At 41.0% G+C, this 14,747-nt stretch carries 8 protein-coding genes and 6 pseudogenes; 12 read left to right on the plus strand and 2 right to left on the minus strand.

The features are described from left to right. Positions 1–447: 447 nt before the first annotated feature. Positions 448–1,008, minus strand: a pseudogene (locus JCM13995_RS18110) (IS30 family transposase); the annotation flags it as partial. Here JCM13995_RS18110 and JCM13995_RS13955 point away from each other — a divergent pair. The 6 genes and pseudogenes from JCM13995_RS13955 to JCM13995_RS09905 all read left to right on the plus strand — a co-directional run bounded on the left by JCM13995_RS13955 (position 997) and on the right by JCM13995_RS09905 (position 9,507). Then, complete coding sequence (locus JCM13995_RS13955) at positions 997–1,131, plus strand: helix-turn-helix domain-containing protein (protein WP_225350838.1); 135 nt, start codon at positions 997–999, stop codon at positions 1,129–1,131. The pseudogene JCM13995_RS18110 and the gene JCM13995_RS13955 sit on opposite strands and share 12 nt — an antisense overlap. A gap of 10 nt (positions 1,132–1,141) precedes the next feature. Beyond that, positions 1,142–3,160: pseudogene (locus JCM13995_RS16180) on the plus strand (site-specific DNA-methyltransferase). Between the two features lie 3 nt (positions 3,161–3,163). Continuing rightward, positions 3,164–6,143 (plus strand): annotated as a pseudogene (locus tag JCM13995_RS09890) (type III restriction-modification system endonuclease). 1 nt (position 6,144) lies between these two features. Further along, positions 6,145–7,438: pseudogene (locus JCM13995_RS17780) on the plus strand (hypothetical protein). After that, positions 7,419–9,313, plus strand: a pseudogene (locus JCM13995_RS09900) (DEAD/DEAH box helicase). The pseudogenes JCM13995_RS17780 and JCM13995_RS09900 overlap by 20 nt, the downstream one beginning before the upstream one ends. Further along, positions 9,313–9,507: a hypothetical protein gene (locus JCM13995_RS09905; protein WP_054665179.1), complete on the plus strand. Its 195-nt coding sequence runs from the start codon at positions 9,313–9,315 to the stop codon at positions 9,505–9,507. Before JCM13995_RS09900 ends, JCM13995_RS09905 begins: the two are co-directional and overlap by 1 nt. Positions 9,508–9,643: 136 nt before the next feature. On the opposite strand, the gene JCM13995_RS09910 is transcribed toward JCM13995_RS09905, so the two are convergent. Next, complete coding sequence (locus JCM13995_RS09910) at positions 9,644–11,011, minus strand: IS1380 family transposase (protein WP_054665182.1); 1,368 nt, start codon at positions 11,009–11,011, stop codon at positions 9,644–9,646. 374 nt (positions 11,012–11,385) lie between these two features. Here JCM13995_RS09910 and JCM13995_RS14960 point away from each other — a divergent pair, with 374 nt between their 5' ends. The 6 genes and pseudogenes from JCM13995_RS14960 to JCM13995_RS09935 all read left to right on the plus strand — a co-directional run. After that, positions 11,386–11,712, plus strand: coding sequence for a hypothetical protein (locus JCM13995_RS14960; RefSeq protein WP_162230943.1), 327 nt, complete (start codon positions 11,386–11,388; stop codon positions 11,710–11,712). Beyond that, positions 11,636–12,256 carry an abortive infection family protein gene (locus JCM13995_RS14605; RefSeq protein WP_162230944.1) on the plus strand — a complete coding sequence of 207 codons (621 nt, stop codon included), beginning with the start codon at positions 11,636–11,638 and terminating at the stop codon, positions 12,254–12,256. Before JCM13995_RS14960 ends, JCM13995_RS14605 begins: the two co-directional genes overlap by 77 nt. A 220-nt stretch (positions 12,257–12,476) precedes the next feature. Then, positions 12,477–13,112, plus strand: coding sequence for a DUF6414 family protein (locus JCM13995_RS09925; protein ID WP_439645213.1), 636 nt, complete (start codon positions 12,477–12,479; stop codon positions 13,110–13,112). Next, positions 13,099–13,659, plus strand: a complete 561-nt coding sequence (locus JCM13995_RS16195; protein WP_225350841.1) for a hypothetical protein — start codon at positions 13,099–13,101, stop codon at positions 13,657–13,659. Before JCM13995_RS09925 ends, JCM13995_RS16195 begins: the two co-directional genes overlap by 14 nt. Next, positions 13,644–14,210, plus strand: a complete 567-nt coding sequence (locus JCM13995_RS16200) for an AAA family ATPase (protein WP_263849646.1) — start codon at positions 13,644–13,646, stop codon at positions 14,208–14,210. Before JCM13995_RS16195 ends, JCM13995_RS16200 begins: the two co-directional genes overlap by 16 nt. Positions 14,211–14,367: 157 nt before the next feature. Continuing rightward, positions 14,368–14,747, plus strand: a pseudogene (locus JCM13995_RS09935) (transposase); the annotation flags it as partial.

A 14,747-nucleotide genomic window follows, 5' to 3' on the forward strand; every position in this document is an offset into this window, starting at 1 on the left:
TGGGAATAAAAGGTACATGTAAATTGAACCCGGAATGTTGATTTAACGGCGTTTTCGGGAGATGCAAAGGATATGATTGGCGGGGGAGTTGTGACGTTCCCCGCCAAAATCCCCGCCAAGTTTGGGCCGATTGAGGGCTGAGTTGGCGGGGATTTTTTTTGTTTAACTCAAATCTACGAAAAAAAAGCGATACATGTGTCTATCTGGAGGCAGTCTATTTTTGTGCAGTCTATGTTGGGCAGTTCATTGAATTCCTAATTTATAATGGATATACTTGGACAAGGGACTACACGACCGACGATGTCTATCGTCAAAATAGCACCATAATAGAGGAGCTTACTGATGAACGAAGCGGGGAAAAAAGAATTCCCAAATTGCAAGAACAAGTTAGCCGGGGTGTTGAGACACTCCCAAGAACAGCCTGTTATCTTATGAGTGGTTCATTGTTTAGCTTACGTGTTGTGCTGAACGCCGAGTCCGGCGCACTTCGGTCTCAAAACACTCCTGGGGGATACGGTAGTCTAGCTTTCTCCGGGGAAGCCCGTTAAGACGGTCTTGGGTAGCCAGCACCTGGCTGGGACTAACATCATCCAGCGACTCGCCTTTTGGGTAGTCACGTCTAATCATGCGATTGTGGGCCTTGTTGGAGCCGTGATCGCATGAGGTGTATGAATGCGCGTAGAAGATGTCTGTATCTGTGTCCTCAAAGGCCTTATCCAGAGTCGAGAACTCCGGGCCATTGTCTGCGGTAATCGTGCGCAGACAGTCACCTCACTCAAGCTTGATTTCTCGTAACGCAAACTCCACAGAGTCCGAGTCTCGGCCGTCGATCAGTCGGAGAAGTTGGCAACGAGTCTTCCGCTCAATCAGGCTCAGGATGACGCTCTCACGGCCATTGCGTTTCCCGACAACGGTATCCATCTCCCAATGTCCGAACTGCTTGCGGCGTTCGACAGTCTTAGGACGCTTCTCAATACTGCGGCCGGCTAGGCGCTTATGCTTAGTGCTGCTTCCGTTGCTAAGTTAGGAAAAGATGCTAATGTTACTACGGATCTTTTGATGAAGATATGCACTGGCTTGGATTGCAACCTTAATGACATTTGCGAAACTGTACCAATTAACGAAGAGTAGGAGAAATTTCATGCAAACAGATAATGAAAAATACAATGAAACTGTGCAGCCGAACACGGCTTTCTTAAATGAACTTAAAGACAAGCTGCCTGAATTTTTTTACCAATAATGGATCTTTTGATCTTAATAAATTTATGAGTCAGCTAAAAGATAAAAATATTAATGAACTGAGTGAAGGGTACCAACTGGACTTTATTGGCAAAGGCTATGCTCGTAGACAAGCAGGTGAAATGTCGACAACCGTCATTGTTCCTGATAAAAAAACAGAATATGGGAGAAGGGAAAAATAGCAAAAACCTTTTTTTTACGGGAGATAATCTTGAAGTTCTAAGACATTTACAGTCTGCATATACAAATAAGGTTGATGTGATCTATATTGATCCTCCATATAACACTGGTAAAGATGATTTTGCTTATCCGGATAAATTTGAATACTCTGATGATAAGTTAAAAGAAATGTTTGGAATTGATGAGGATCAGGTTGAACATTTAAAGAGCATTCAGGGAAAGTCTAGTCATTCTGCATGGCTGACATTTATGTATCCAAGGTTAGCTTTGGCAAAAAGGCTACTAACTGCTGAAGGCGTGATGTTTGTTTCAATTGATGACAATGAAGTTGAACAATTAAGGGGCATAATGGATGAAATATTTGGTGAAACTAATTTCATAGCTCAGATGATAATAGATGGGACACCAAAAAATGATCCATTATTAGTTGCAACCTCACATGAATATGTCCTTGTTTATTGCAAAAGCGAGGTTGATGCAAGGAAAGTAGATGATTGGGGATATATACATCCGTTAAATAAAAAAATAAATGATATGGTTTCTGGTAAAACGAAGGAAGTTGCTGAAAGAATTCTGAAAGAATTTTACGAAAAGAACGACTTAAAGAAAGATAATATCAGCAATTATAAATATTTTGACGATGGGGGAGTTTACAGAATAGGACCTATCGACGATCCTCAGGGGAGGGGGCCTAAAGATATAAGAATTAATCCTTTAACAGGTGAGCCACTAAAAGTACCGTCGCGAGGATGGAGCTGTAATATTGAGACATGGGATCGTTGGAAAAAACAGAATCTTATCGAATTCCCACTCGATAATAAAAAAATTGGCGTCTAAAAAGACGTATCTTACTCAAGATAAGTTAGAAGTTGGTAGATCAGTTTTAAAAATGCAAACTAGAAAGTCAACACAATATCTTAACAATATGTTTGACAAAAAGGGAGTATTTAAGAATCCGAAACCACTTGAGTTATTAACTTATTTATTGAGTTTGCATCAGATTGATAAGGATATGGTAGTGCTCGATTTCTTTGCCGGTTCTGCTACAACTGCCGATGCCGTCATGCAATTAAATGCTGAAGATGGTGGTAATCGTCAATTCATCATGGCGCAGCTACCAGAAAAGACTTATACAGTTAATAGTGATGGGACAGAGGTGCCAACTAAAGGTGGTAAGGCTGCCTACGACGCTGGGTTTAAGTCTATCGACGAAATTTCCCGGGAACGTATTCGTCGTGCAGCTAAGAAAATTCGTGAAGATAATGAATTGACCTTACCTGAGAACTTTGATGGTAGCTTCAAGCATTATCGAGTTGTCAAACCGATTAAACAGACGTTGGAAAACATTGAAGACTTTGATCCAAACAATACCAATTTATTTACTAATATGGTTGACGGTTTCTCTAGCCAGAGTTTAGAAGTAGCTGGAGATACGGCTGGTGAAGACACCATTCTTACTACCTGGCTGGCTAAGGATGGGTATTCTTTCGATACCAACGTTGAAGAAATTAATTTTGGCAATTACACAGCTCATCAAGTTGAAAATAATCGTCTCTACCTGATTAATGAAGACTGGGGAGCTGACCAGACCAGAGAGCTGTTAAATCAACTGGGTACTCACCAGTTAGAAGTACAGAGTGTGGTTCTGTTTGGCTATTCCTTTAACGTCGCCGAACTTCGCGAACTAGAAAATGGTCTGAAGCAGTTAGATAGTAAAGTCACTTTGATCAAGAGGTACTAAGCCATGAAGATTAAACTAGAAACTTTACAGCATCAAACTGACGCTCTGGCTGCCATTGATAAATCTTTTCCCGGAATGGATACGATGAGTAATGATCCCAATGCAAACTACATCTATGCCAATCCGCTGATTAAGTACCGCTACAACGATAAAGCTAATATTGACATCAAGATGGAAACAGGTACGGGAAAGACCTATGTTTATACCCGGATGATGTATGAATTACATCAAAAGTATGGTCTCTTTAAGTTTGTCATTGCAGTGCCTAGCCCAAGTATTAAAGAGGGTACTCGTAGTTTCATTACCAGTGATTATGCTAAACAGCATTTTAGTGAATTCTATGAAAATACTCGGGTACAATTAAACGTCATTAACGCAGGTGATTTTAGTACACGTTCAGGCCGTCGTAACTTCCCGGCACAGTTATCTGAATTTGTGGAGGCAACTAGACAGAATACTAATCAAATTGAGGTACTGCTGGTTAATCAAGGGATGCTTCATTCTAAGTCCATGCACTGTGATGATTATGATCAGACTTTGCTTGGTGGCGAAACTTCACCAATTAAGGCCATTGCGGCAACTAGACCTGTAGTCATTATTGACGAGCCGCAGCGATTCCCACGGGGTAAAAAGTTTTATGAAGATATTAAAGCAATGAAGCCCCAATTAATTGTTCGATTTGGGGCCACTTTCCCGGAAACGACAAGTGGGCGTGGCAAAAACAAGGTTACTAAGATTGATTATTACGGTGGTGAACCCCAGTTCAACTTGGATGCCGTTGATAGCTTTAATCAAGGTTTAGTTAAGGGAATCGATATCGATTACCCAGATATGCCAGAAGAGCAAGCAAGCAACTTGTACAAGGTTAAACAGGTTAAAGCTAAAGAATTGATCCTTTCCCAAGGGAAAAAAGAATATTCCCTTGGTGTTGGTGAAAACCTTGCAGATGTCGATCCAGGCTTTCAAGGGGATATTACTTATGCCGGTGGCACGGATCATGAGTTATCTAATGGATTAGCGTTGGCTAAAGACATGAAATTAATCCCGGGCACTTTCGCGCAAAGTTACCAGAAAGAGATTATTTCGCAAGCACTGGACTGCCACTTTAAAGCCGAAGAGGAAAATTTCCTACGTCCTAACTCTGAGGATAATGCGCCTAAAATCAAAACCTTGTCCTTGTTTTTCATTGATAGTATTTCAAGCTTTCGAGGAGAAAATAGCAGTAAAGGCTGGCTTGCCAAAGAATTTGAACGACTTTTAACTGAAAAATTAAAGAGACTGATTGGCCGGTATGAGATGGCAATTGATAATCGAGAAAAAGATTATTGTTCATTTTTACAAGCTACTTTAAGGAGTTTGCAATCAAAACATCAGGACGTATATGCTGGCTACTTTAGTGAAGATCGCGGCAGTTCAGATGCTGATATTCAAGCTGAAGTTGAGGATATTCTTAGTAATAAGGAAAAACTGCTCAGCTTTAAGGATAAAGATGGTAATTGGTTAACTCGTCGTTTTCTTTTTTCAAAGTGGACGCTGCGTGAAGGTTGGGATAATCCTAATGTTTTCACGATTGCCAAGTTGCGTACTTCTGGCTCAGAAATTAGTAAGATTCAGGAAGTTGGTCGTGGTTTACGGCTTCCGGTTGATGAAACTGGTCACCGTTTGAATCAGGATGAGTGGCAGAGTCGTCTATCTTTCTTAATAGGTTATGATGAACGAGATTTTGCTCAAAAGTTAGTAGGTGAAATTAATGATGATTCACCGATAAAACTGAACCAAGAAGAATTAACTGATGACATGATCAAGCTGATTGTTAAAGCCAAACAAAAAAACCGACCCTAAATTTGATGAGGATCAGTTGCTTGATGATTTGGATGATCATAATGTGATTACTCGTTCTAACGAATTTAAAGAAAACGTTGAATTAGATGGTCAAACGATGACCGGCTATGATGCGTTGTGTTATCTTTATCCAGAATTAGTCCAAGAAACTAAAGTTGCTAAGGATAAGGTTCGAGATAAAAATTCAAAAGACAGCACAACTGTTAAGTTACGCAAGCAAAATTGGCAGCAATTGAAGAATTTGTGGCTGCAATTGGCTAAGCGGCAAATGATCAAGTTTGATCCATCGGTTAATCAGGATGCAGAAACTGTGGCTCGTGATGTCTTCAATGATAGTGATAATAAGATTTTCGTCTTGCAACGGCCACAGATGGTCCATCAAGAAGTGGTGACTGATAGTAGTTCAGCGTCTGTTCGAGAAACGCAGGCGGATTATAATACTGAATATTTGACCATGAAATATGGTAAATTTCTTAAGATTCTTGCCCAACAAACAGATTTATCAGTAAACTTGCTGAACAACCTGATGATTAAGGCAATTAAGAGATTAAGAAACAATACTAATTACATTAATGAAAAAAACATTGGGTAACTTAATTCGAACCTTTAACAATCAGTTTAACGAACGAATCAAGACGTCATATAGCTATGAACCTTTGAAGTTTTTGGCTTCCACCTCGATTTACAATGCCAAGAAGCAAGAATTTGTAGATTCAGTTCCTGCTAGCGTACTTGGCGTATACCAATCAAATTCAACTTCTGATGAAAAGTACTTGTATGATCGACCACCGCTGCGTTATGACAGTGCTGATCCAGAATTAAAAATTTTGCAACGGTCGTATGGTCCGAAGATTAGCGTCTTTGGGAAATTACCAAAAAAAAGGCTATTAAGATTCCGCGTTTTGATAATGGAACGACTACACCCGACTTTATCTTTAAGATTGAACATGGTAATAAGCCAATTTATTTAGTGATTGAAACTAAAGCTGAAAACATGCGGTTGGGTGATGAAGAGATTCGAATTATTCAGCAAAAGTACTTTGATCATTTGCAGGAAGCAGGAGTTTATTATCGAATGGCTACTAGTGAACAAGAGGTGCATGACTTGATTAATAAGTTGGAAAACGGGGAGTTGAATTAGGATGCTGTCGCTAATTGAATTAGCTAAAGAAGGAAATTTAGAGAAGACAGGAGCTAAGCCTAAGCTACCAATTAAGGTGGATGGTGTTAGTTCCGAGACGTTGGATGTCTATAAAATTCCGTTGGAATACCTTTATTACAATGATAAGAATGGTCGGATCGCAACAGGCATTTCTCAGTATCATGATGAGCTGCACCCAGCAAATGACCATGGAGACCCACAATATAACAATTTTATTGCTAAGTTAATTGAGCAGGATAATTCATCAGCATTGAAACGAACAGAAAAATCAATTCAGGAATCTGGCCAGCAGGTTTATGGCTACGTACTTGATGATGGCCGGATCGTTGATGGTAATCGTCGCTTTACGGCCTTACGTGATATTCATCAATCAACTGGTAAGACAGTTTATTTTGAAGCAGTCGTTTTGCCATTCTCATATAACAACACTACTGAACGTGTCAAAATTAAAAAGCTTGAATTGGCTATTCAGATGGGGGTTGAGGAACGGCAAAATTATGACCCGGTTGATCTAGCGGTTGATATTTATCAAACTACCAGTGGTGATGATCCAATTATGACCCAGGCTGATTACGCAGCCGATTCTCATATGCGCCCAACAGAAGTAAAAAAAATATTATGACGGTGCAGTCTATATGAAGAAGTTTTTGGAATTCATTGGAGCACCTGAAAACAACTTCAATATTATCAAGGAAAGTAAAGTTTGGACCCTTTTCTATGAAATGGGTAAATCCCTATCTAAGAACTTTGGTGATGATCCAGAATCACAAGTTCGCAAAAATGAAACCATGAACTCCTATTTTGGTGTGATTCTTTATCAAATCCATGTAGGTGTTAGCGGCAACACTGCACGTAACCATATTCGCGAGTATAGTAAAAACGTAGTAAATAGTGTTGATAATGAGGATTTTAATGACGATGTAGCAGATATAGTGGATGATCTGTCTGATTCCCTGCAAGATGATGAAATTCATACCACTTCTGATTTAATGCAAAGTTTAACTGATGAAAATGATACGGTTGAAACCCTAGGAGATACTTTTGATACTTATATGCGGAACGCACGGAACAGTGAGTCCGTCGATAAATTCATTCGTAACATTAAGCAAAATGTGAAATATTATCATGACTTAAACGAAGATGGTGGCCTCATTGGGAGCCTTCGTTATAACGAAGTGAGTGAAGACCAGTTAAAAGAGTTGCAAAAATACATGCGTGACTTGAATCAACTAAGTAAGGAGTTGTTCAGTAAGTATGGAGACGAAATCAGATAGTCCAATCATTATTAAGAATAATGACGGTTTCTTCCAACTACTAGATGATAGTAACCATACACTGGAGTCAAAGACAGCTCAGCATGGCTTAGCTATTTTTAGGCCGTACTTTGAAGATCCGAGACAGCGAACCTTTAAGGAAGATTTAACTTACGTTCAACTGCTTGAATTAGTTAAGAAACTTAATAGGCGTCTGCAACGTAAAGGGTTACCTGAGGTTCAGACTAGCAACAAGTTTAATCATTTTGTTCAACAGAGTCAGTATTATATTAAGGAACAAAGTCAGGCTGGTTTAACTATTAAAGATGGTGATCCTCGCTGGCAACATGAGTTTGATAACTTCAAAGCGGTCGTTAGTCAAGAAATTACGCGTCCGCTTAAGCCAGAGCAAGAAAAAGCTAGCTTCTTCATGACTATCATGAAACGAGCGGCTAATTTTTCAGTGCCCGGTGCTGGTAAAACTGCGATGATGTATGGTACTTTTGCTTATCTTTCTAGTCCGAGAATAGATGAAGTTAATAAACTGTTAGTAGTTTCACCATTAAATGCTTTTGCTGCTTGGCGGACGGAATTTGAAGCTGTATTTGGTCCGAAGCGTCAGCTGCATTATCTCAACATGCGGGATAAGAAATATAACAATAATGTCGGCGCTATTAAGCATGATTGGGTTGAAGCTGATGTAATTACCATCAACTATGAATCTTTACAAAGTAAGCTGAACATTATTAATGACTTACTGGATTCAAAAACCATGTTAGTTTTTGATGAAGTCCACCGGGTAAAGGGCGTCGGGGGTCAACGTGCCAAGGCGGCCCTCAATTTAAGCCAGGCACCACATTACCGTTATGTTTTAACGGGGACACCAATTCCAAATGGTTTTAGAGATATTTATAATTTCTTACATTTGATGTATCCCGATGAATATTCATCATTCTTTGCTTGGGATTTAACGACTTTGAACAATATTGACCCAGAAGATGTGAATAAGAAGTTATCGCCATTTTTCTGGCGAACAAATAAGGAAGATCTGCATGTGCCTAAGCCAGATCCAGATATCATTAAGGTGGTAGATCCATCTCCGGATCAGCAGATGTTGTCGCAAGCGATTTACGAAACCGAAAATGGGACGTTGGCTACCTTTATTAGGCTACTTCAGGCATCGACTAATCCAGCTCTGTTAGCCAGCAATATCAATTACAAGGAATTAGGGTTAATTGATGGAGATTCTGGTATTTGGGACAAGCAATCAGCGGAGATTGAAAAAAAAGAATGTTAGCAGCGGTGAGGTTTACAAGAAGTATGATTTAGCAAGGATTAAATCGCCTAAGTTTGAGATGGGGATTGACTTAATTGATAAGTTAGTTAGTCAGGGTAAGAAAGTCCTTGTCTGGGGGATGTTTGTCGGAACCATGCAAAAGATGACTGATACTCTCAATGGAATGGGTATCAAGACTACCTTGATTTATGGAGCTACACCAAAGCAAGACCGTGAAAAAAATGATTAATAACTTCCGCACTGGTGATGCTCAAGTATTGGTTTCTAATCCTAATACGTTAGGTGAATCCATTTCGCTGCACCAAACGGTACATGATGCGGTTTACTTTGAATATAACTTTAACCTGACTTTTATGTTGCAGTCGCGAGATCGAATTAATCGTCTGGGACTGCCAGCACATCAGTACACTAGGTATTATTATTTGATGACTAAGGGTGATGTTGCTCATATGGGGTTCATTGATAATACTGTCTACAAAAAGCTGAAGGATAAAGAAAAGGTTATGATCGATGCGATTGATGGACAGTTACTTGTGCCTGAATGTACCGATGATTATCTTCAGGAGGTTAAAGATATTGTGATGGGGAGATATAAATAATGGAAACAATTCAACCAAATGGAAATATTACCTTAGCTGAACTCCAAGAAAGGGTTAAGTATATTTTAGGTTTTAAACCTAATCTAGAAAAATTATTGGATGATGATCCGCAACAAGCTGTAAAGATTGCTACGTCATTACATGAATTCATTAATAGTGAACCTGGATTATTCACCTCGGTATTTGGGACATGAAATCGCATCTGGCCGGTCTGAAAGCAACGTTTGGAGCGTTGCGAATACTGACTGAGCGGAGAAGTTGGTGATCGATGCACCACGAACAGACCGACCCAGTTTTCGGCTCGACGCACGACCTATTCAGTTATTCAGTTCAGGTCGCCAACTGATGGACTTCGTCCATGAGCCGACTAAACCAGTTCTTGTAAACATAGTTAGAAGCAAGATGAATCACCACACGACGGGCGTGCCAAGTAATCCTACCGGCGATGTGAAAGAGACTGAACCGTAGCGAGGAGATGGTTGAACGACGGTCTTCCGAGACAAAGAGCTGTTTAAAGAGCTGAACCAGGTTATAGGCAATACCGGTGATCAAGGCTCGTGCAGTGTTCCGTGCAAAAGTTGAGCTGTCTGTTTTGTCAAAGCCAAACCCGCATTTCAGCTCCTTAATTTGGTTCTCAGCATTGCCCCGCTGTCTATAGGTCTTGAACAAAGTCTCTGGAGCCTCGGAGGCCAGGCTGGTCACTACGAATGCGTGGTTCCAGGGAACTAGCTCATCTGCCGTATGAGTAGAACATACGATAACACGGCGAGCTTTACCCCATGACGCGGCCTGATACTTGAATTCGTGGTAGACGCATTTGCTCTCTTCATATTTTGGAGGGCAATCCACTAAGGCCGTTTCTGCCAGCTTCCCAAGCTTTGAATTTGCCTTGAGTCGAACCAAAAAGTCGACGCCATGTGTGTCGCACATCTCGTAGAATTTTGGCGCAGCAAACCCCGAATCGCCTCGAATGATGACGCTGGTGCTTTGAGGGAGCGCCGATAGGCGCGAAAAAGTTGTCTCGACGAACTTATCAGCTTCCTTGCCGGTGTACTCATTGCCAGGGCGCATCAAGGCGTCTAAGAGCAACCCGGACTCTTGATCAAATACAACCTGAGGGTGATATCCATAGGCCATATAGTGAGCGTTGAAGGCGGACCGTTCTTGATTACCGAAAGTATCACAATGCGTTGAGTCTATATCCAGCACGAAGCGGGATTGACCACTAAGACGGAAAGCCAAGGCGGCTACTTGCCAGATAAGCTTCCGAAAGTCATCTAGGTCGGCGTCTTCAAGGCGCTTGAAAAACCGTGAAAGTGAGGGCTGTGAGACTAGCCGAGAGCTACCCAAGGTGGCCGCCAGTACGGGATCACGTTGCCAGTCATTGGCACTACTGTCATGTAAATACCCAGCAACGTCGAGCAACAATTTTTCCAAGAAGATGTCGATCATCGAGGCCTTCCAGAATCGTCGTTGGTCTGGTAACTTGAGGCACTGATTGGCAAGTTGCCTAAAGTTGATACGATGAAGAAACTCTTGGAACAAAACGAGCCCGGCGTCATTTGAAAGTTGACCGCCGTCGGCGGTCACAGTCACATTGGTATTGCATTGCAGGGATAAGCTGGTTAAAGTTGAGATGGTGTGAAGCCTCGCTTTCGTGATGGTTTTTATCGACTCAACCTTAGCATATAGGCGCACCCAATGGGTGAAACACCAAAGCAGCGCAGTCCCGTGTGAATCGTGGGATTGCGCTGCTTTTTTGAAATTCTATGAATAATCCAGGGTGAAGAGAAGGAATTGTCTAAAGTACGGTATGATCAATTGATGTTAGATAACAATTACTTATCGAATTACAGAGCATTCGTCGAGGAATTTAGGCAATTTTCTGGGAAGATTACGAAGGACAATTTACATAGCTTTATTTTTGAAATTACTTCTGCTCATAGTTCAACTGAATTGAGAGGTCCTGAAAAAAAATTACACCGCACAAATTTGAGCCAGTGCCATTGCTGGAGATTTTTAGAGAAAAGCACGTTCCTGAATGAGTAATGGGGTGCATAGGAGGGACAAACGTGATGAATCTTCAGGATTTCAGAACCAGAGCAGATGTATTTCTGGTTGGTGGCATTCAAGAAAAGTTTATTGAGATGACCACAAAGTATAATGAGGGCAACTACGGTGATGCTGTTGCGATGGCAAAGACGCTGGTTGAGTCTACGTGCGCGTACGTCTACCATGCCGTCACAAATAAAGAAATTGAGGAAGATAAGGGGCATGTTCAAGTTACTGGCAATTATACAATTGGCATGTACGCGGCGGTGCGTGAAACGCTCCGTTTGTTTGCTGCTCAGTTACCAAACTTCGAACAAACCGAAAAAAATCGCAACGACTACCTGTGATTTAGTGCAAAGTATCGCTGATCTTAGAAATTCTGCAGCCGCGGCGCATGGAGGACGTACACGAAGCATTCCTCCTGCAAAATTGGAGGCGTTACTAGCTATTGAAATTTCGGAAGATCTAGCGGCTACGCTGCTATTGATGTTGCATAAGTATCAGTATCCGGATGATTTCAACGTGATAGGCTCGTTAATTGATAAAACGGATGATATGGAGTCCTACGTTGATGTAAATGATACAGGGCGCTATGTAGTTGATAGCCCGCAGTTTAACATTGGGTATACTGTGATACAGTCGATTATACAGAGCGTCGATTATGAGGTGAAGAAGCTACCAATGAATCAAAACGTCGATGCTGAACACATTAAAGATATTGTGATGGATTATCTTCCAAAAGATGCAAAGTTTGAAGGAATGGAGTCTGACCAGATGTATAAATTTTATTCCGAGGTGCATGACACACACTATTCAGCAGTCTTTACTGATCTGAATCCGGGAATGATTCTTACAATTAGTTCATTTGATGAGACTTTATACAACGCGTGATTCTTGGATAAGTAAGGTACAGCACATATAAATTTTTCAAAGAATCGGGAGAGGGCCTTTATGAAAGTAGTATATTTTGATGAGTCTTCCGCAATTGATTACCTGACTATTTCCAACCACGGACAGCGGTCGACATCTTCGCAGACTGAAAAAAACAGTTGAGGGTTCCACATCGGCCGATGTAAAGGTTAAGTCAAAGCTGGGGAAATGGCTTTCCGTAATTCCAGGAATAGAAATTGATGGTGAAGTCAATTTGAGTGGTAAAGTAGCCGCGGACAAACTGGTTAAATCTTCGGTAACAAGTGCGGTGCTTTCAGATTTTCTTGAGTCTGCAGCCAAACCATCTGATGAAATTGTTAAACTCGAAGATTACAGTCTATCTCTTTATAAAGGATCAATTGAATACATTCAATCGATTTCCCCGTATTTGATGATGACGAATGGAAAGCTTGATATAGATGGTGGGGTCCAGATAGAGGCCAATAAGATTTATGACGCTCTTAAACTTGGAAAGGGATATTACGAATTGGTGGGGCGCAAGCCTAATGAATTGAAATATAGTGCTATCTTCAGATTCAATAATGCCGCGTTCCAACATAATTACGGAATTTCTGACCTAACAAGCATGCGGCTTGTGTCGTATGGGGTGAAGTCAGGGAATAAATTGCTTAGTACACTTAATTTTTCAAAATCATTTCAAGAACCAACAGCGACTGAGCCGGTGACGTCACTAACTCATAATCTTGAGACAGATTCAAAGATTGAGAAGAAGATTGATAGATTATCCGACATGGTTGAAGCCGGGTTACCGATGTTTGATATTATCTTAACGGGAATTGTAAATGAGAAAAATTAAATTAGTAATTGGCCCGAGGAGTTTCTTTGACAAACAAATAACTATGCCTGATCTGATAGCACTAGAGACATATGTTACGTTCTATGATCAGACTAATCACAACGTAATCGAGGCCGCAGATGAAGATAAGTTTAGACAAAAGCTATCGGGTAAGACTCTCTATGGAACTTCTGAGTCTTTTGCGGCAATAACTCAGTCAGGAATTGAAACTTTATCAGAGAGTTTACGATTGGCAGTGGAATTTGCAGAAAACATTGTTCTTCAGAATCCACCGAGAGTCGTCGTCCATCAACTAATGGCATCTTATCCAGATAAAACAGAGGTATTGAAAAACAAATCTTTGGAAATCTCTAAAGATGACATCAAGGAATTCTATGAAAAATTTCCCGAGAATATATATTCACAAAGGAATGCATTGCAGACTTTATTCACTGTACTAACTGAATATCAGCATCGTAGCAATCACCATATACCGCTTGTTCTGATGTTTTATGGGCCTCTGGAGTTGGAAAAACCGAAGCAGCGAATCTGTTGGGTGAAATACTGAGTGGCACGTTGTCGCGGCAACAGTTATCAATGTTCCAGAATCAATCGGCAGCAGATTATTTATTTGGCGCCGAACATAGTCAACGTAGTTTTGCGCGGGACCTTGCGAATCGGGAATCCAACGTAATTTTGCTTGATGAATTTGATAAAGTAAGCTCAGGATTTTACAATGCATTCTATCAATTGTTTGATGAGGGTGTTTTTGAGGACAGAAATTATCACGTCGAGACGGAGAATCTGATTATTATTTGTACAGCAAACTTTGAAAACATTGAGCAAATTAGACAGACGCTCGGTGATGCAATGTTTTACCGCTTTGATGCATTTATTGAATTTACCTCATTGAATTCGGATGCATTCAATCGAATTGTGCACGATGTCGTAACTGAGATATGGGGTGAGCTTAGTCAAGCAGAACAATCAATTTTCAAGACTAAATCTGATTTAGTAAATCTGTTCAAACAAGATATTCCATATTTCCAGAACTATCGACACGCAAAAAAACTCATGCGCCAGTTCGTGTACGAAAGGGTGGCATTGCATTCGCTTTAGATGGGGAGTTCTATGATAGTGTAGTGGATACTGAATATTTGTAAGTGCCTGGTTTTCATGGGAACCGTTCCGTTACTGTCGTATAATGAATGCAGAGGAATTTCCTGTTTTTGGCAGTTTCCCTTGCACTTGTCATCTCGTAACGGAGGATTTATCCATGGTTTATCGGCATACTGACGTTCAACTATCTTTCGAATCGTTTGATTGCGGCCTGGGCACATCACTCAGCTGATAACGAGTGGGTGAAGTTAGCCTCGCTCATTCCATGGCAGAAGCTGGATGAAGCATACCAATCTGTCTTTAATAAGAGTGCCGGACGTGCTGCAAAACCATTTCGCGAGTTGTACGGTGCCGAGCTGATCAAACAGCGGACACATTTATCAGACGCGAAGCTGGTGGAGGCCATTCGCGACACGCCAGCGTTTCAGTACTTCATGGGAAGAACACGTTACGAGGCCAAGATTCCTTTCAATGCCTCAACTTTGACCTACTTCCGCCGTCGAGCCTCTAAGATCTCCGACTTGATTCGCAACATCA

This window comes from Lacticaseibacillus camelliae DSM 22697 = JCM 13995 (genome assembly GCF_001311195.1).
In the GTDB taxonomy this organism is placed as follows: Bacteria; Bacillota; Bacilli; order Lactobacillales; family Lactobacillaceae; genus Lacticaseibacillus; species Lacticaseibacillus camelliae.